Genomic DNA, 19,337 nt, shown 5'->3' on the forward strand with positions numbered 1-19,337 from the left:
TCTGCTGTCTATATCTAACAATTAACGGATTCTCTTCTTTGAACGGAAGAAATCAATAAATACCCGTGCAATTCCTTCTTTTTTCTTACTCTCCTCAACCGTATCGTCACTCAGACGATTGACAAGCTGGCAGATTCCCTTTGTGGCTGTCGTTCCCGGATATGCCTGCACAAGTGGTTTCTGCTCAATAACCGCCATGGAAGCATTCTTATCCTGCAGCACAGCGCCCAGAAATGAAAGCTTTGTATTCAAAAACTTTGAAGACACCGTATCGATCTTGTGGAAGATTTCTGCCCCTTCCGCCTCATTTTCCACACGGTTGGCTACAACATGGATTGTCTTATAGAGCGGATTGAAGCTGTTCTTTCTACGCAGTACTTTAAGCAATGAGTAAGAATCTGTAATGGATGTCGGTTCCGGTGTCACAACCAGAACGACCTCCGGGCTCATCATGACGAACTCCATAACGGAATCCGTAATCCCCGCACCTGTATCAATAATCACAACATCATACATCTGGTCGAGCTTCACTAATTCGGAAATCAAAAGTTTGATACTCGCATTATCGAGTGTCGCAAGCTCGGACACCCCCGAACCACCGGAGATAAATCCAATTCCTTCCGGTCCCTGCGTAATGATCTCTGTCATAGATTTATTATTATGTATCAGATCCAATAAGTTATATTGTGGGCGGATTCCAAGCATGACCTCGACATTTGCCAATCCGAAGTCCGCGTCAAATACAACCACTTTTTTGCCGCGCCGCGCAAGCTCCAGCGCAATATTGACTGACAATGTCGTCTTGCCGACACCGCCCTTTCCACTTGTAATTGCAATTACCCTTGCATTGGAGATTTCCTGATTGGTCTGCACGCGTTCCCGTAATTTCGTTGCCTGATCCATCACTTTCCACCTCCTAACAATTTCTTAGCAATAATCTGTGGATCCAGAACGCCGATATCATCCGGCACATTCTGTCCCCATGTCACATAAGAAAGCGGTTTTCCTGTATCCAGTTTCAGATTCAATATGCTTCCCAGACCATTTGTCTCATCCAGTTTTGTGAAAATAAGATTATAATCAAACAGTTCGCCATACGTGTTGGCAATGGAAAGCAGATCCGCATATTTTACCGTGGCAGATACAACGAGGAACACTTCTGTCTCGTACTCCTTCACGGAATCAATGATCTGCTTTAAGTCTTCCTTCTGCTCTTCGCTCTTATGGGAGCGTCCGGCTGTGTCAACTAAGATCAGATCATAGTTTTTAAACTTTTCTACACTCTGCGCCATCTCCTCCGGAGTATACACAACCTCCATTGGCGCAGACAAAATATTTGCATACGTCTTTAACTGCTCAATTGCTGCAATACGATATGTGTCGATAGAAAACATCGCACATTTTAATTTCATATCCAGCGTACAGAGCGACGCCAGCTTTGCCATCGTGGTTGTCTTTCCAACGCCGGTATTTCCGACAAAAAATACAACCTTCGGTTTCTTCTCACCGGCAGTTAACGGCTGGATTTCGCCGAGCTTCAGAACGATCTTCTGGTATACGTTTGCCAGTATGTTGTCGATCGGCTGTTTATCATCCTTCACAGTCAGCTCGTCAATGATTTCCTTTGCATGTGCCTCCGAAACCTCGCTGTCCATCAACTGTTTGATTACAAGATCCACAACCTTATTGCCCGACTGCTCTGGTTCCGTTTTCTTTTCTTCCGCCTTTACAGTCGCCTCACCTGAAGAAATCGCCTGATTGGCGGCTTCCTTAATCGAGGCTTCCGCTGACTTCTGTGTCTGCATCTGCTGTTCGAGAAGCTTCGCGATACTGTTAATTTTCTCCTCAATCGCGTTCTGTGCTTCCTCGCTGTAGGAATCCTTGTTCTCTCCAAACGCCTTGCCAAACAGGAACGGTTCCTCGGCGGACTCACCCCGGCGTTCCTGCCTGAGATCAATTGTCTGTTCATCCGATTTGACAGATGGAGCCGCTGCTGGTGCAGTAGTCGCCGCCTGTTCCTCCATATCATCATCGATCGCTGCCGTCAGCTCCACGCGCGACTTTTTAAAGAGACGCATGATTCCTCCCGGCTTGATTTTTTTCACATTCATTACAATCGCATCCGGTCCCAGATCCTCCTTGGCGAGCAGGATTGCTTCTTTTTCAGTTAGTGCTTTATACTTCTTAATTATCATGAATCGTTATCACTCCCACGGATTTTAATTCCACTTCCGAATCAATCTCATTATATGAGATAACAATCAGGTCTTTCAAGTAGTCACTTGTTAATTTCTTAAAATACATACGAACAATCGGTGATGTAACAACAATCGGTGCATCGCCCTTGCTCTCCAGCTTCTTGACCTCGTCCTCCGTCGCCTTTAAGATGCTCTTCGTTACTGCCGGATCTAATGAGATAAATGCGCCCTGTTCGGTTTGCTTCACAGAACCCATGATCATCTGCTCGATCTGTGGATCCAGCGTCACTACGGTGCCGGATTCTCCATCGCCAAAATATTTGTTGGAGATCGCACGTTTTAAACTCTGCCGGACATACTCGGTCAGAATATCGGTATCCCGGCTCGTTGCCGCATAATCCGCGAGCGTCTCGAAGATCGTGACAAGATCCCGGATGGAGATACCTTCCCGAAGCAGATTCTGCAATACCTTCTGGATATCACCGACACTGAGCAGCTTCGGTACAAGTTCATCTACCAGTGTCTTATTGTTGTCCTTGATATTATCAATCAGGTTCTGTACATCTTGTCTCGTCAGAAGCTCATCAAGGTGCTGCTTGATAACCTCTGTCAGATGTGTTGCAATGATCGATGGTGGATCAACAACGGTATAGCCAAGTGATTCTGCGCGTTCCCGCTGGGATTCCGTAATCCACATTGCCTCCAGATGGAATGCCGGCTCTAATGTCGGAATACCAACAATCTCATCCTCGACGTACCCTGGATTCATCGCCATATAATGGTCAAATAAGATCTCACCCTCACTGACCTGAATTCCCTTGATTTTAATAATATACTGGTTTGGATTAAGCTGGATATTATCACGCAGACGGATGATTGGCACAACAGCGCCAAGCTCCAGTGCGATCTGTCGTCGTATCATAACGACACGGTCAAGCAGATCACCGCCCTGATTGACATCTGCTAACGGTATTATACCATATCCAAATTCGAGTTCAATAGGATCTACCTGCAGCAGAGAATTGACATTTTCGTGCCTTCGAACCTCTTCTGCCTGGACTTTCTCTTCTTCGACTTCCTCCTTGATTGCCTGTGCCTCTTCCTTGCCCTTGACGGAGAAGGAAAGCACGATAAACAGTACGCCATAGACCGCGCAGAAGAAGAAATTCAGTGGTGTGAATATACCGAACAGAAGCATTGTGATACCAACGAGCAACAATACCTTTGGAATACTGAATAACTGTCCGATCAGGATATCTCCAATATTCTCCTCCTTCGATGCCTTTGTAACGAGAATACCTGTCGAAAGCGAGATCATCATCGACGGTATCTGGGATACCAGACCATCACCAATCGTAAGAATTGTGTACTTACTGATCGCATCGGAAAAGCTAAGTCCCTGCTGTGTCATGCCCATAATCAGACCACCCACGATATTGATCAGAGTAATAATCAGACCTGCGGTTGCATCTCCTTTAACGTACTTTGACGCACCATCCATGGCTCCGAAGAATGCGGATTCCTGCTGGATCTTATCTCTCCTGCGGATTGCCTCTTTGTCATCAATGGCTCCGGATGAAAGATCCGCATCAATCGCCATCTGTTTTCCCGGCATTGCATCCAATGTGAATCGTGCCGTTACCTCAGATACTCGCTCGGAACCTTTGTTGATTACCATCATCTGGACGATGATCAACACGATAAAGACGATTGCACCAATGACGAGGTTTCCTCCACCAACAAACGAACCAAACACCTGAACGACTTTACCTGGATTACCGGTCGACAAGATCAATCGTGTGGAAGATACATTTAAGGATATACGGAACACTGTCGTAAAAAGCAACAGTGTCGGAAATCCAGACATATTCAGTGTCTCGCTCGTAAACAGACAGTTAAATACAATGATCAGTGACATGGAGATATTGAATAAGATCAGCCAGTCCAGCATGGTACTCGGAATCGGGATAATCAGAAATACAACTGCTGCAAGCAGATAGATTCCTAAAAATATATCATTTTTCTTCATACCATCACCATCCTTTCCTGTGTGATCTTATTTTCATTCATTTGCTAACTTACTTTATTCTTTAATTTATATACATAGGCAAGCACTTCTGCGACCGCCTGATACAATTCTGGTGGAATCTCATTTCCAACCTCAACATTTGCATATAACATCCGCGCGAGCGGCTTATCTTCGACAATCTCGATGTCATTTTCTTTTGCGAGATCTTTGATCTTAAATGCCAGATAATCGGCACCCTTGGCTACGACAACCGGAGCCATGCTGACCGTATTATCGTATTTTAAGGCAACGGCAAAATGCGTCGGGTTCGTAATAACAACATCCGCCTCCGGCACGCTCTGCATCATTCTCCGCCGTGCCGCCTGCTGCATCCGCTGTCGCTGCTGTGACTTGACCTTTGGATCTCCTTCCTGATTCTTATACTCATCTTTGACTTCCTGCTTTGTCATACGCAGGTCTTTTTTATGTTTCCATTTCTGGAACACCCAGTCTCCAAGCGCAAGTGCCAGATATGTCACCGATATCTTGATGCCAAGCTCCATCACCATGTCAAACAGGATTCCAAGACAATCCTGTATCGTCAGATCATACGCCGTCACAAAAATTCCGACATTATCCTTGACAACCGAATATGCCACTGCCGAAAAAACAACGATTTTAAAGATTGACAGCACCAGCTCGAACAGTGACTGTTTGGAAAACATACGCTTAAATCCACTGATTGGACTCAGCTTGTTAAGTTTCGGTTCCATCGGTTTTGATGTCACCTTCCACGTGATCTGGATTCGCTGTGATAAAAACGCAATCACAAATGCAAATATAACAAACGGTGCAATCGTAATCGCAATATACTGTACCGTATCAAGCACGATCTGCCATGCACGCACATGCGTAAATCCATCTCCTGTTTCATTTGCGATATCACGCCAAAAATAAGGAAATACATTGACGAGACGTTCTCCGATAAACGACATAAATATCCGCAAGCACAAAAAAAATGCCAGAAGCATAGCCGCAGATGTGAGTTCTTTGCTCTTTGCCACCTGACCTTCTTTTCGGGAATCTTCGATTTTCTTTGCGGTTGGTTCTTCCGTCTTCTCCCCGCCCTCATCGTTTGCAAACAACTGCAGATCATAGGCAAGCAAAAGCGGTGTCCGTTTTTCTTCCAGAGAAAACACGTCACAACCCTCCTAATATCGTCTGGATCATATCACGCATACGTTCCATAATATAATTTGCAATGTTCGGAACGAACATAATACAAACAGCAAGCAAAAATAAACCAACAAATACTTTCAACTGCATACCAATCGCGAACATGTTCATCTGCGGAGAACTCTTTGCAAGCACCCCCAAAATGACATTCAACATGGTCGCGCCCAAAAATACTGGCATCGCGATACGGAATCCAATCATAAACATCTGCACGATAAACTGAATCAGGGATGTGTAGATCACATCCGGGCTTAGCACGATTCTTCCGACCGGCACCAGTTCAAACGACTGTGCTGCCGCAGACAATATATAATAATGCAGATTGGATATCATGATAACCAGACACACAATCTTATCGTATAATTCACCTGTGATCGTCACCATACCCTGATTCGGATCAAAGGTCGTTGCCATCGAAAATCCGATTTCCCGGTCGATAAATTCTCCTGCGATTGCCAGTGCTTTCATTGAAAGTCCCGCTACAAATCCAAGCAACAGACCAACCAGTGCTTCTTCTAACACAAGCGTCGTATACCCAAGTACGTTTGTATATTCCGGTAGGGATACATCGACTACCTGATACAGGATCAGGGATACAAAAAACGCAATGGATATCTTCATTCTCGCATTCAGAGAATTATGTCCAAAAATAGGTGCAATTGATGTAAAACAAGCGACACGGACAAGCACTAGCAGAAATGCTTCCAGTGTCAGCGTCGATATCGTAAAGGACATCGTTTATTACCCCACAAACTCTCCAAACCGACTATACAAATCCTGTATAAAGGACAGGATGTTATTCAAGATCCAGTCTCCACAGATGATGAGTGACAAAAATACACAGATCATCTTCGGTACAAACGTCAGCGTCTGCTCCTGAATAGAAGTCACTGTCTGGAAGATACTGATGATCAAACCAATTACCAAAGATGTAATTAACATCGGCGCACTACATTTGATTACAAGCCACACAGCCTCCACCGTGATAGCTACGACATCGCCTGTACTCATACAATCACCTCGTTACTCTACTGTCAAAAATTAAACGAATTTACAAGTTGTCCGATAACCAGATTCCATCCATCTGCAAGAATAAACAGCAGAATCTTGAACGGCATGGAGATTGTCGTCGGCGGCAGCATCATCATACCCATAGACATAAGCACAGAAGATACTACCATATCAATCACAATAAACGGAACATAAATCAAAAATCCTATGATAAACGCTGCCCGCAATTCACTGATGATAAATGCAGGAATAATAATCGTGATGGAAAGCTCATCTACACTTTCTACCGGCTCTATCTTTGCGATATCCATAAACAAACGCAGATCATCCTGCCGTGTCTGTTTCAGCATAAACTCCCGCAACGGCTGTATTCCTCGTTCCAATGCCTCCTGCTGCGTTATCTCTTCAGCTACCAGCGGATCATACGCTTCCGTCTTTATCTGAGCAATTACCGGGCTCATAATAAAAAGGGTTAAAAATAACGAGAGCCCTATCAAAACGTTATTAGGTGGTGAACTCTGCGTACCGATTGCCGTCCGCACAAAATGTAACACGATAATGATTCGTGTAAATGAGGTCACCATAACCAGAATTGATGGAGCTAACGAAATTACTGTTATGATCAATAAAATCTGAAGTGTACCGGAAAGAGACGTCTCATCTGAGTTCGTACTCAAAGATAAACCAAGTGTCGTCGCATCGTTATTATCCGATGTCACACTGTCGACCTGTCCCTCTTCTGCTCCGGTATCCGGTGTCACAGTCGTTGCATGAACAGCACCTGTACCGGAAAAAATAACAACAAACGCAAGCGGTATAAGAAATAGCACTAAAAATTTTCGTAATTTACTGAATTTCATTTCTATACCTACTTTTCGTTATCGTCTTTTGCGTTTCCCTTCATGTTCGCCAGAACTTCTTTGAAGCTCATCTTCGGTGTCTTTTCGACTGTGGCATCCACCATCTGATCTGGAAGCTTTAGATCGTCTTTCTTTAATTCCGCGATCACATGAATCTCTTCTTTCCCAATTCCCAAGGCAAAATATTTCTCTCCTATCTTTGCAATGGCAACCATCTTGTTGCCACCGACACGATAAGATTCAATAAACTGAATATTATTCTTCGCTGACCATGCATTGTTCTGATATTTCGCGATCAGTCTCGTAGAATAAAATGCTAAAACCAAAACTAAGACCGTGATCAATATCAGTTTGACAATACTCCAGCCAGCAGAAAAACCACTCGTAAGAATTGCGCCAAAAAACATACTATTCCACTGCCTTTTTCACTGCTTCAATGACACGATCCGGCTGGAATGGCTTTACAATGAAATCTCTGGCACCAGACTGAATGGATTCAATAACCATCGCCTGCTGTCCCATTGCAGAACACATTACAACACTTGCGTTTGCATCGATTGCCTTAATCTTCTTCAATGCCTGAATACCATCCATCTCTGGCATTGTGATATCCATCAATACCAAATCCGGTTTTGTCTCTTGATATTTCTCAACAGCCTTTACGCCGTTTTCTGCTTCACCAGCAATGTTGTATCCATTCTTTACCAGAATGTCCTTGATCATCATTCTCATAAATGCAGCATCATCACAAATAAGTATACTCTTTGCCATATCATTACTCCTTAAAACTTAGATTTTTTCTTTTATTATTTCAGTAATTCTGATACCAAAACTTTCTTCGATTACAACAACTTCTCCCTTTGCAACCAGCTTCTGGTTTACCATCACATCGATCGGTTCACCGGCAAGCTTATCCAACTCAATGATCGTTCCCGGTGCAAACTCCAGAATCTCCTTGATGGATTTTCTCGTCCGTCCCAAAACGACCGACACTTCCAAAGGAACATCCATAATCAAGTCAATATTTTCCTGCTGCAACGCAGGATTCATAACCGGGTTAAATGCCTGGAACTGTACATTCTGTACATTGACATCCGGCTGCATCATCTGTGGCATCATAGATTGTCCCATCATCGGCTGCCCCATCGGCATTCCCGTCGCAGGTTGCGGCTGCGGCTGTGGCTGTGGAACCGGTTGTGGCTGTGGTTCCGGTTGTGGAGCCGGCGGTGGTGTTTCCTCCTTTTCTTCCGATTCCCCGCTAAATTTCTTATAAAGATCTCTTGCGAACTGAATCGGGTATAACTGCATAATCGTGCTGTCTACGAGATCTCCGATCGTCATCCGGAACGTGACACGCACAAAATCCTTATCTAAAAAGTCACTGGCCTTTGCAACATCGATATTGCCAGCCATATCCACCAGCTCTGCTTCCGGTGGGCTGATATCAATCTTACAATTCAGCATCGAAGATAATGAAGTTGCGGAACTTCCCATCATCTGGTTCATCGCCTCACAGATGGCTGAGAAATGCAGCTCTGTCAGCTCTGGTGCAGGATTTAATCCATCGCCCCCCATCATCAGATCTGTAATGACCTTTACATCATCTTCTTTTAAAATCAGTACATTATTTCCATCAATACCATCTTTATACAGGATATTGATAAATACACACGGTTTTGCGTACTCTGCTGTAAGCTTATCCCAGTTCGTAATCTCAACAACCGGTGTTGTGATCACAACCTTCTGGTTTACCAGTGAGTACAGCGTTGTTGCCGCCGTACCCATACAAATATTGGAGATTTCTCCGATCGCATCTTTTTCCTCATCGGAAAGTATGGCATCGTTACTTGTCTGGGTAGAGGAAGAACCTGTATTCATATTCCCAAGCAATGCGTTAATCTCTTCCTGAGATAACATTCCGTCCATGTTCTGTTATTCCTCCTCTCTTATAATTTCAGTTACTTTCACTGCGTAATCATCGTTAAACGATCCGGGCAACGCTTTAAATTTTACTATATTGCCCACATAAATATCAAGCTCGTCTTCAATCTTTCGATTCAGCTTGATCACATCTCCCACCTGCAGATTAATGAAATCCATAACGGTGAGTGAGCTTTTTCCCAGCTCTGCGGATACCGGGATCAGTGCCCGGTTGATTGCAGTCTCGATAACATCAGCATAACTCGTCTCGTCTCGATCCTGCATCGTTGAAAACCAGTATTTGGTATTCAGCTTGTCCATCACATCTTCGAGTGTCAGATATGGCAGACAGATATTCATCAAACCCTCAACTCCGCCGATATTGATGTTGACCGTTACAATCGCAATCATCTCTGTCGGCGAAATGATCTGTGCAAACTGCGGATTCGTCTCGATTCGTTCCAGATATGGATGAATCTCTACAACATTTGTCCACGGTTCCCGCAACAGATCGATCAATATGGTAAATATTTTTTCCAAGATGGAAAGCTCAATCTCAGAAAATTCTCTTTTCTTCTCTAACGGTTCTCCAACTCCGCCAAGCAGACGGTCGATAATCGCGTATCCAAGATTGGTCGCAATCTCGATAATGATATTGCCCGATAACGGTGCCATATTGACAACACCAAGCAATACCGGATTGGATAAGGCGTTGGAAAATTCTGAATATGTAACTGCCTCTGAGTTCATTACCTCAACCTGCACATTCTTCCGCAGATACGCTGGCAGGTTACTACTCAATAATCTTCCGTAATGTTCAAATATAATCTCTAATGTACGCAGATGCTCTTTTGAAAACTTGGCTGGTCTTGAAAAATCGTACTCCTTGACTTTTACACTTTTAGTCTCTGTAAAGTCGTCCGCATCAAGCTCTCCAGTGGATAATTGCTTCAAGAGCGCATCTATTTCGTTTTGTGAGAGTACGTCAGCCACGTTTTCTCACCTCCTGCTGGCAATAATCTACTGTGCAACCCAATTGTAAAAGCTTACAGAATAAATACATTCAGTATTAAATGTTTCCTTGAGCTGTTTCAACAATTCCTCTTTGATCTTGTTCGTGGTTGTCTCTCCGTCAATCACTTCGGTATATGTATAGCTTCCAATGATGTTTCTCGCCATATCGTAGATCATCGCGGTAGATGCTTCGATGTTGGCAGATACCTTGGAGTAATCACTGGCTGTCTTGTCCATATTGATTGTCAAACCATACTGTACAACATGCAGGTCACCCGAACCATCATTTTTCAGGTTGATTGGATTTCCCTGTTCCAACTGGTAATGTGCCAGATTGCTAACATCAAATGTACTGTCGTCCTTTGTCTGCGAAGCGATCTCAATATCAAGAACCTCTGCAATATCGGTAATCAGTTTGTTTGTCTTCGATGTGGAAGGCATAAACACAAACACAAGCAAAATATTAAACACAAGGTTTATAATACTAATTGCTAATATAACAACGGTTATAAGATTTTTCTTCATGTTTCTGACTCCTTAATTATTTGAATTCTGCTTGTTGTAGATTTTAATCGCAACTCTACGATTCTTCGCTCTTCCCTCTTCTGTCTCGTTTGACGCAACCGGACGGCTGTCTCCATAGCCGGCAATCTTGATGTTGCTGTCTATGAAATGCTCCTGCGACACAACATATTCATAAACACTGCGCGCACGTTCTGAGGAAAGTGAGCGATTATCTTCATACTTTGAATTTGAGATTGGGATATTATCCGTGTGTCCCTCAATCTCGATTACATTGTATTTGTACTTGACAAGGATTTGTGCAATCTTCTGCAAAAACAGCTTGGAATTATCTTTGATCTCCGCATTACCGGAATCAAACAGAATCGAACCATTCAGATCCAGCTCCACATACTGATCGTTAAAATCAAGGATAATCTGGTCATCAATTGCATAGGTCTCTGCCATCTGCATGACTTCCTCATACATTTCTTCTGACTGTTGTTCGCCCCGGCGTTCTACTTCAGCCTGCAGGTCGTTATCTGACAGATGCTCCGCATCCGTCGGGGATGCACTGCTTGACTTGTCCCCTGTGTTTCCGTCGATGTTCTTGCCTGCTTCCGACAACACACTGTCAGTATCTGCAAGCTGTGTCATACCTCCAGATAACATTTCTCCCGTCAAAAGCGAAACACTTCCTTCGCTGATCACACTGAATGACAGATTATCAAATGATGCGGCAATCTTTTGGATTTTGCCTTCATCCATTGTAGAACTTGCAAAAAGTAATATGAAGAAGCAGAGTAACAGGTTCATCAGATCACTGAATGTGGACATCCATGCCGGTGATCCTTCGTCTGGCGGCTGTTGCTTTCTTTTTGCCATTAGTGACCACCGCCCTCTTCTTCAAATTCCTGACGATCCTTTGGTGCCAGGAATGACTTCAGTTTTTCTTCTATGACGCGAGGATTCTCACCTGCCTGAATCGACAAAATACCCTCAATCATAACTTCTTTTAATTTAATTTCAGTCTCATTCTGAAGCGACAGCTTCGCAACAATCGGCGCACATAACCAGTTGGCTATGATAGAACCATACAACGTTGTTACAAGTGCGACCGACATATTCGGTCCGATGGAATCCGGATCTGACAGATTCTTCAACATATTAATCAATCCAAGCAACGTACCAATCATACCCCAGGCAGGACCTGCAGATGCAATATTTTTCCAAAATGTAATATTCCCCTGATGCCGGGAATCTACATTCACAAGTTCTGCTTCCAAAATGCTTCGTACAAGCTCCGGATCCGTACCATCGACAATCAGCATGATTCCTTTTTTCATAAATTCATCTTCCAAATTATTTGCCGATTCTTCCAATGCAAGTAAGCCTTCTCTTCTCGCAAGGTTGGAAAGCTCAATAATTGATTTGATTGTACCTGCCTCATCCGACTTTGGATTCTTGAAAATCAGACTAATGGACTTTAAACCAGATAAAAATCCCTTTAAAGAATTTCCGGCAAACGCACAACCCAAAACACCACCAAATACAATATATACAGATGGTATATCGACAAAGTTATCTACAATTACACTGAAATCATGACCATTTACCATTCCGTAAATCATCAAGCCAAATGCAGCCACCATTCCTATGATTGATGTAAAATCCATGTTGTTATCCCCTATACATTTTCTGCCTTGTTCCCACTATCTAAGAATAAAGCGAATATTTTTCTCTTATAGCCGATCACAAGTGAGGTTACTTCCTCGGCAGACTCACTCACGACGAATTTCTTGCCGTTTGTAAGCGTAATCACAGTATCCGGAGTCTCCTCCACCGTCTCAATCAGTTCGGCATTGATCATCATCTTTTTCCCTTTTAATCTGGTTACTTCAATCATATCTCTGTACTCCCTGAAAGATTACACATTTTCCGACATTACAATTAGGCTAATTATAGCACAGTTCGATTTTTATGTCTACAAAATAAGGCAGGCATTTTCCACTTTTTCACATCGTCAAAAGTAGAAAATACCTGCCCTTTTATTTATAAATTACCGCTTCAGGTTTACAAGCTCTTCAAGCATGGAATCTGAGGTTGTGATAATTCTTGAATTTGCCTGAAATCCTCTCTGGGTTGTAATCATATCAGTGAACTCTGCCGACAAATCAACATTTGACATTTCCAAAACGCCCTGCGAGATTTTTCCACCATCCTCATCAACAGATGTTCCGATACCATCAAAGTAACCAGAGTTCTGTGTAGTTGTGTACACGCTGTTTCCAAGTGCTTCAAGCGCCATCGGGTTTGCAAAGGTTGCAACAGATATCTGTCCAAGCAGTTTTGTCTCACCATTCGTATAAACGCCATAAAGCTTACCTGTCTCATCAATGCTGACATCATTTAACTTACCCATGGAGCGACCGCCTCCGGTAGAATCCGCAGCTCCACGTACTGCCTTTACTGTAGACTTACCGTTTGATTCAAATCTTGTCAGATACGAGAAATTGACATCAATTCCATCGACAGCCTCACCATTGATTACAGACTGGAACACATCGCCCTTCTCGTTCGGATTATTCGGTTTAATCTCAAGCATCGCATTCTTTTGTCCCGCTGCTCCAACATATTCAAAGTTACCTGTACCCGCATCGAATTTAACCTGAATGGAATTGGCGCCTCCGATTGTAGCTTTATAACCGCCTTCAACAGTAGCCGTTGTCGGATCGTCCGTTCCTGTTATCTCAATATTATTTGAATCCTTGATGGACACAATCTCAAGATTATACAAAGACTTATCCGCCTGGTTCTGATCCTGCGTTAACTTGAATTTTACTGTATAATTATAACCAAGTGCATCATAGATGGATACTGAAATTGCGCGTCCATCCACAGATGTAAGTTCAGGATCTGTCATATCAATATTTCCGGTCAGATGTGCATCGGTTGTCATCTGTGGAGATGACACCTTGTTATCTTCAGACTCCGGATAAAGTGCCGATACCGTATCCTTCTTGATCTGATTCGGATTATCCGGATCAACCTGCCATCCCATAACCTGATATCCACTTCCGTTTACAAGGCAACCACTTCCATCAACGCCAAAAGAACCTACCTTAGTAAAATAATTTGTTCCACCACGGCTGACTACAAAGAACGCAGAACCGGAAAGCATCATATCATATGTATTGTTTGTTGTCTGTGCACTACCATTCTGTGTGATTGATGTTTGAATGGATGATGTCTTGGCACCAAGACCGATCTGAGATGCGTTTGTACCACCTGTGGTAGCTGTCGCACCGGTCGCATTGGCACTTGTCTGATATAAAACATCGCTGAATAACACCGATGAAGATTTGAATCCTGTTGTATTAACGTTCGCGATATTATTACCGATAACGTCCATTTTTGTCTGATGTGTCTTAAGTCCGGCAACACCGGAATAAAGTGATCTCATCATAATTTTTGACCTCCATAATCTTGTTTTAGTTTTTCCTCTGTCATTCGGAAAACCAAAAGCCTCCTTATCGGTCCGGCTTTTTCTTATACAATGACGGCTCCGTCAATATTGGTAAACACCTGTCCGCTTTCTCCCTGCTCCATCGCAGTGACTACGGTATTGTTTTTAACATTTACGATAAATGCAAGATTGTCCATCATCACGAGTGATTCCTGAATCTGCTTTGTCCGTGCCTGTCCAACACCCTGATTCAGACGTTCAAGCTGATCCTCAGACAATTCAATATTCCGGTTTTCCAGCCGCTGATTTGCATGCTTGGAAAATTTCACTTCCTGTTCTACTTTTGCATTTAGTACATCCTGAAAGCTGACAACTTCTTTGTTTGGTTCTGTCGTTTTTTCCGGCTTCACATTCTGGAAATACAGATTCGCAGCCTGTCCCATGGAAAGAAAATCGACATCGAAAGATCGCATATGCATTCCCTCCTTGTTCTGCATAAACTGTCATTCCCTAAGCTTCTTTCGTCTTGTCCGCAGCATCTGTTTTATCCAAATCATCTGTCTTGCCACCGACATTATCCGTACCGTTCGTGCTGTCGCCTGTATTATCATCCTTGTTGATTGTTCCATCACTGTTTGCATGCTTTTTCAAATACAGATAATAATCGTAGTCAATCACAGAATCCAGATCCTCTGCAGGATAATATGTGTTATTGACCGACAGATACACATCGCCATCCTTAACTGTCGCATACTCTACCAATCCACTGATCATTGCCTGTTTACCAGAAGAATCAGTTGTGTTCATAATTACATATTTGCCAACCAGATTCAGGTTGTTTCCCTTATCCAGTGTATCACTGATATTAAGCTGCGCCTCCAATGCAGAATACTGTGCAAGCTGTGACATATACTCTGTATTATCACTTGGATTTAAAGGATCCTGATACTGCATCTGTGTTACAAGCAGATTCAAAAAGGCTTCCTTGTCCAGATCGCTTCCGGATGTCTTTCCCTTGGATGTTGCGGAATAACTGCTTGAGCTGTTTGCGATACTGCTAATTGCTGAATCAACTGCCATGTTCTGCCTCCTTTCTTAGGTCTTATCACGCCATATAATTTACTTGATTTCCCTGTGCCTTCATCATTTCTGTCTCCAAAGACACATCCTCAATTATATCATCGTCTGAATTGCCTGTGAAATTAACCGGGCCAGTCGAATTTCCTGACTTTTGCTCTTTTTGTTCCATCTGTGCTTCCGCACCGCTTTCTTCCATGAAATAATCCGGTGTTCCAACCATTACCTCAATGGCATCTACTTTGAGATCCTGATTTTCAAAAGCTTCCTTCAGAACTGCCAGCCCTGACTCCACGGCTGCCTTTGCCGCCTCTGTTTCTGCAATGATCTGTGCCTGCATCACACCATTTTTCGTGGATACATGAATCTGTACTTTTCCCAGCTGTTCCGGATTCAGCTGTAAGGTCATCGATGTGACATCTTTCGATAAGTTCACTCTGATCTCATCCACTACCTGACGGACAATATCCGTCTGTGTTACCGACGTATCAAACGGTGTTGCTGCAATCTCTTCGCCTGTCGCCTGTGCCATCGCCTGATTCAGATTGGAAATCACACCCTCTGCACTCTGTTTCATCATATCTGCAGAAGCATCCGAATCTCCGGCATCCTCTGTCTGCACAGTCACCTGTACTTCTGTGTCAACAGTCTGGGTTTCAACACTTTTACCAGATGTCCGGGTAACATCCTCCTCCGGTGTCGTCTGTGCAACCGTCTCTGCGTTTGCTTCCACTGTCTGTGGCTTTTCTGCATCCACAACCGTCTCCTGTGGCTCTGTCTGTGCAGATGCCGACTCCTCTGGAAGCAGTTCCTCAACTGGCACTTCTGTTGAAATCACTGTCTCATCCACCACATTCAAAACCTCATCCAGAAGCTGCATTGCCTGCTGCATAAGATTATTCAGGGATTCGTCAATCAGCAGATCCACAGATGTTGCATCATTGATCTGCAAAATAAAATCCTTCATCACAGCCGGATCAAGCAGATCCTGCATTGTAAGTCCCGCTGTCTGCAAGAGATTCTGCAATGTCTCATCGTCCACATTCAGAAGCTTTTTCAGCTTATTCGAAAGTAATTCCGCTTTTAAATCGTCGCCTTCTGCTTCCTGTGGTGCTTCGTTTCGCTTTGCTTTTTCTGCACCGGTAGTACGCGTTGTTTCTGTCTTCGCATCTGATCTTGTATACTTGTTCAGATCTGACTGTTTTTTCTCGCCAGAAACCGTTGTGTCTGTCTGTTTTACCGCATCTACATCGTTTTTCATCGTTGCAGAATTCGCTGTCTGCGTGGTGGTATTCGAATTGGTTGCTGCCAGATTCATCAGATCTGCAAATGTTCCAGAGGCTTTGTCCTTCGACTTTGATTTGTCTGTGGTTCCGCCCGTCTGGCTCATATCGACTTTTCCGATTCCACCTGATTGAATTCCTACAATCATTTGCGTTCCTCCTTTTTTTCTTATTTGGAGTTATACAATGGCTCTATGGCAAAAGTTTCTTCGTTACCGCAGCCGCAAAATCCGGATCCATCGCCGCGAGCACCTTTCCCCTTGACTGCGCATCCATATTGTTCATGATCAGTGCAACTGTATCGAGATCATTGCCCATCGTCTCCAAAATCTTTGCAGCTTCCGACGCATTCATTTCTTCGTACGACTGTGCCATTTTCTTGATACTGTCATCTGCCTGATCCTGTTCTAATACCTGCTGATAGATCTCAGCAGCGGATTCCGCATCAAGCTCATTGTACCACTCTTTATATGTATCGGTATCTGGAGCCGAATCTCCATAGACTATTTCGTCATAAAATTTCTTTTTTTCATCTTCAAAGTCACTTTGATCCTTTGCAATGGTCGTCAGACGATCGACTTCCGCCTGTAATTCCGTCACTTTGTCGTTTAATTCGGAGATTTCTGCGTCCTTGCTGCCAATCGCTGCATCCTGGTCTGCAATATGCTTTAAAGCATCCTCCAGATTCGTATATGGATAATCACTCTCAATCGCAACTTCCTCATCCGAAGCATCCGGCAATATTTTATTGATTACCGGAACATCCTTAAATACCGGGCGGAGCACACGGCTTCCAAATCCACCTACATCACATTTTATGAGCAGACACATCACACTCAGCCATGTAATTACGATCAAAACACCGATCAGGATACCTACACCTTTATTGCTACCGGAGTTTTCTCCTTTTTCTCTCTTATTTTTTGCCATTGTCTTCCACCTCTTTCTTTGCACTTGTAAACTGATATCCCGCCACCTCATCGGTCTCCCGTTTCTCGGTCGCATTCAACTCCTGTTTAAATTCATCGAACTTCTTTTCTTTCAGCTTCTCATGCATTTTCCGTTCCTGCATCTCGCGTGCCATCTTCTGTCTGGCAAGTTCCAGTTCTTTGCTCTTCTGCCGGATCACTGCATTCTGCTCCTCGATCATCATATCTAAGATATCCATACTGTTTGCATTTTCTTCAATCTCAAGGAAATCCAGCCTTCCCTGTATGGATGCCTGATACGCTTCATAATATCCCTGTTTGCGTTTTTTTAATGCATCAAGCTTCTGTTCCTCTGCCGCAAGTGCCTGCCTTGCTTCGGCGTACTCCTGCTTGGCAGACTCCTCCAGCTTATATTTGATATTCAAGATATTCTGCATTCGATATATAAACTTCGCCATACTTTCTTCATCCTGTCTTATTCAAAAATCGCATACAACTGCTGCAGCTCATCCTCCAGCAAAAACTTACTGTCCACATCCTGCATCAGATACGCATTGACCTGATTGATCTTCGTGATTGCATAGTCAATCTCCGGGTTGGAGCCGGATTTGTAGGCACCTATGTTGATCAGATCCTCTGCGTCGTTGTAGGTTGCGAGTACATTTTTCAATCTGCCAGCCGCCTGCTTATGTTCTTTCGATGCAATCGCACTCATGCATCGCGAGATACTCGCCATAATATCAATCGCCGGATAATGGTTTTTATGTGCCAGATTTCGCGACAGCACAATGTGTCCATCTAAGATACCTCGCGCCGTATCGGTGATCGGCTCGTTGAAATCATCGCCATCGACAAGCACCGTATAAAGTCCGGTAATCGAGCCCTGATGCGTATTGCCTGCACGCTCTAATACCTTTGGAAGCTCCGCATATACTGATGGCGGATATCCTCTTGTAACCGGAGGCTCTCCAGATGCCAGTCCAATCTCCCGTTGTGCCATCGAAAAACGGGTCAGGGAATCCATCATCAACAGGACATCCTTGCCCTGATCCCGGAAATATTCTGCAATTGCGGTTGCTGTTTTTGCCGCCTTATTACGGATCAGTGCCGGTTTATCCGAGGTTGCGATTACAAGCACAGAACGCTTCAGACCTTCCGCCCCCAGATCTCGCTCGATAAACTCACCGACCTCACGACCTCGCTCTCCGATCAGTGCGATCACATTAATATCTGCTTTCGTATTTCTGGCAAACATACCCAGCAAAGTACTTTTTCCAACACCACTACCAGCAAAGATGCCGATACGCTGTCCTTTTCCGATCGTTAAAAGTCCATCCACCGCTTTTACCCCAAGTGGAAGCACTTCATCAATCAACTTTCGTTTGAGTGGATCCGGTGGCGGCGCATCAATCGGATACGTCTCCGTCGTCGTGAGCGTACTGCCGTCCATCGGTCGTCCGATGCCATCCAACACCTTGCCAAGCAATTCCTCACCAACCGGAACCTGCAGGACACCTTCTGTATTCCGAACCGTTGCCCCCAGTCCGATTCCATCGACCGAATCATACGGCATCAGTAGTACCTTATTCTCGCGGAAACCGACGACCTCTGCCATGACCTTTGTCAGACCATCCTTCGAGATGATCTCGCACAGGTCATTCAGCTTTGCCGGTGGTCCTACCGATTCTACTGTCAGTCCGACAACTTTATTTACTTTTCCGTAATGCACACTGAAATCACGATATAACAGTGCATCGTATCTTGCTCGGTCAAATTTCTTCAACATTTCATTGCTCCATTTATGGCTATATATAGAGAATCGCAGATATTCCTA

The 19,337-nt window shown here is 43.9% G+C and carries 22 protein-coding genes; all 22 read right to left on the reverse strand.

Annotated features, from left to right (window positions below; all coding sequences use genetic code 11):
• Positions 1-21: 21 nt before the first annotated feature.
• The 22 genes from H9Q76_RS07325 to fliI all read right to left on the reverse strand — a co-directional run bounded on the left by H9Q76_RS07325 (position 22) and on the right by fliI (position 19,289).
• The gene (locus tag H9Q76_RS07325; RefSeq protein WP_021985384.1) at positions 22-903 is read right to left on the reverse strand and encodes a MinD/ParA family protein; all 882 of its coding nucleotides are present in this window, start codon (positions 901-903) and stop codon (positions 22-24) included.
• Positions 903-2,195 carry a flagellar biosynthesis protein FlhF gene (flhF, locus tag H9Q76_RS07330; protein ID WP_021985383.1) on the reverse strand — a complete coding sequence of 431 codons (1,293 nt, stop codon included), beginning with the start codon at positions 2,193-2,195 and terminating at the stop codon, positions 903-905. Before flhF ends, H9Q76_RS07325 begins: the two co-directional genes overlap by 1 nt.
• Complete coding sequence (flhA, locus tag H9Q76_RS07335; RefSeq protein ID WP_249320880.1) at positions 2,185-4,227, reverse strand: flagellar biosynthesis protein FlhA; 2,043 nt, start codon at positions 4,225-4,227, stop codon at positions 2,185-2,187. Before flhA ends, flhF begins: the two co-directional genes overlap by 11 nt.
• A 44-nt stretch (positions 4,228-4,271) precedes the next feature.
• Entirely contained in the window at positions 4,272-5,405 is a 1,134-nt protein-coding gene (gene flhB, locus H9Q76_RS07340) for a flagellar biosynthesis protein FlhB (RefSeq protein WP_021985381.1), read from the reverse strand.
• Between the two features lies 1 nt (position 5,406).
• Positions 5,407-6,177 (reverse strand): flagellar biosynthetic protein FliR, encoded by a 771-nt coding sequence (gene fliR / locus H9Q76_RS07345; protein WP_021985380.1) that lies wholly within the window; start codon positions 6,175-6,177, stop codon positions 5,407-5,409.
• Positions 6,178-6,183: 6 nt separating this feature from the next.
• Entirely contained in the window at positions 6,184-6,453 is a 270-nt protein-coding gene (fliQ, locus tag H9Q76_RS07350; protein WP_021985379.1) for a flagellar biosynthesis protein FliQ, read from the reverse strand.
• Between the two features lie 23 nt (positions 6,454-6,476).
• Positions 6,477-7,313, reverse strand: a complete 837-nt coding sequence (gene fliP, locus H9Q76_RS07355; RefSeq protein WP_021985378.1) for a flagellar type III secretion system pore protein FliP — start codon at positions 7,311-7,313, stop codon at positions 6,477-6,479.
• 8 nt (positions 7,314-7,321) lie between these two features.
• Positions 7,322-7,720, reverse strand: a complete 399-nt coding sequence (locus H9Q76_RS07360; protein WP_021985377.1) for a flagellar biosynthetic protein FliO — start codon at positions 7,718-7,720, stop codon at positions 7,322-7,324.
• 1 nt (position 7,721) lies between these two features.
• Complete coding sequence (locus tag H9Q76_RS07365; protein WP_021985376.1) at positions 7,722-8,084, reverse strand: response regulator; 363 nt, start codon at positions 8,082-8,084, stop codon at positions 7,722-7,724.
• Positions 8,085-8,102: 18 nt separating this feature from the next.
• Positions 8,103-9,239, reverse strand: a complete 1,137-nt coding sequence (gene fliY, locus H9Q76_RS07370) for a flagellar motor switch phosphatase FliY (protein WP_117781249.1) — start codon at positions 9,237-9,239, stop codon at positions 8,103-8,105.
• A 6-nt stretch (positions 9,240-9,245) separates the two neighbouring features.
• Positions 9,246-10,226, reverse strand: coding sequence for a flagellar motor switch protein FliM (gene fliM / locus H9Q76_RS07375; RefSeq protein WP_021985374.1), 981 nt, complete (start codon positions 10,224-10,226; stop codon positions 9,246-9,248).
• 27 nt (positions 10,227-10,253) lie between these two features.
• Positions 10,254-10,772, reverse strand: a complete 519-nt coding sequence (locus H9Q76_RS07380) for a flagellar basal body-associated FliL family protein (protein WP_021985373.1) — start codon at positions 10,770-10,772, stop codon at positions 10,254-10,256.
• A 12-nt stretch (positions 10,773-10,784) separates the two neighbouring features.
• Positions 10,785-11,633: an OmpA/MotB family protein gene (locus H9Q76_RS07385; protein ID WP_021985372.1), complete on the reverse strand. Its 849-nt coding sequence runs from the start codon at positions 11,631-11,633 to the stop codon at positions 10,785-10,787.
• Entirely contained in the window at positions 11,633-12,424 is a 792-nt protein-coding gene (locus H9Q76_RS07390; RefSeq protein ID WP_021985371.1) for a motility protein A, read from the reverse strand. Before H9Q76_RS07390 ends, H9Q76_RS07385 begins: the two co-directional genes overlap by 1 nt.
• Positions 12,425-12,435: 11 nt before the next feature.
• Positions 12,436-12,654, reverse strand: coding sequence for a flagellar FlbD family protein (locus H9Q76_RS07395; protein WP_021985370.1), 219 nt, complete (start codon positions 12,652-12,654; stop codon positions 12,436-12,438).
• 153 nt (positions 12,655-12,807) lie between these two features.
• Positions 12,808-14,214, reverse strand: coding sequence for a flagellar hook protein FlgE (locus H9Q76_RS07400; protein WP_118734163.1), 1,407 nt, complete (start codon positions 14,212-14,214; stop codon positions 12,808-12,810).
• An 83-nt stretch (positions 14,215-14,297) separates the two neighbouring features.
• The gene (locus H9Q76_RS07405) at positions 14,298-14,687 is read right to left on the reverse strand and encodes a TIGR02530 family flagellar biosynthesis protein (protein ID WP_118373332.1); all 390 of its coding nucleotides are present in this window, start codon (positions 14,685-14,687) and stop codon (positions 14,298-14,300) included.
• A gap of 37 nt (positions 14,688-14,724) precedes the next feature.
• Positions 14,725-15,294 (reverse strand): flagellar hook capping FlgD N-terminal domain-containing protein, encoded by a 570-nt coding sequence (locus H9Q76_RS07410; protein ID WP_118373333.1) that lies wholly within the window; start codon positions 15,292-15,294, stop codon positions 14,725-14,727.
• Between the two features lie 25 nt (positions 15,295-15,319).
• Positions 15,320-16,723: a flagellar hook-length control protein FliK gene (locus H9Q76_RS07415; protein WP_249320881.1), complete on the reverse strand. Its 1,404-nt coding sequence runs from the start codon at positions 16,721-16,723 to the stop codon at positions 15,320-15,322.
• Positions 16,724-16,766: 43 nt separating this feature from the next.
• Positions 16,767-17,504: a MotE family protein gene (locus tag H9Q76_RS07420; protein ID WP_021985365.1), complete on the reverse strand. Its 738-nt coding sequence runs from the start codon at positions 17,502-17,504 to the stop codon at positions 16,767-16,769.
• Positions 17,491-17,961, reverse strand: coding sequence for a flagellar export protein FliJ (gene fliJ / locus H9Q76_RS07425; RefSeq protein WP_021985364.1), 471 nt, complete (start codon positions 17,959-17,961; stop codon positions 17,491-17,493). The genes H9Q76_RS07420 and fliJ overlap by 14 nt, the downstream gene beginning before the upstream one ends.
• A 17-nt stretch (positions 17,962-17,978) precedes the next feature.
• Entirely contained in the window at positions 17,979-19,289 is a 1,311-nt protein-coding gene (fliI, locus tag H9Q76_RS07430; RefSeq protein ID WP_021985363.1) for a flagellar protein export ATPase FliI, read from the reverse strand.
• Positions 19,290-19,337 lie beyond the last annotated feature (48 nt).

Source organism: Wujia chipingensis (assembly GCF_014337155.1).
GTDB classification, from domain to species: domain Bacteria; phylum Bacillota; class Clostridia; order Lachnospirales; family Lachnospiraceae; genus Coprococcus_C; species Coprococcus_C hominis.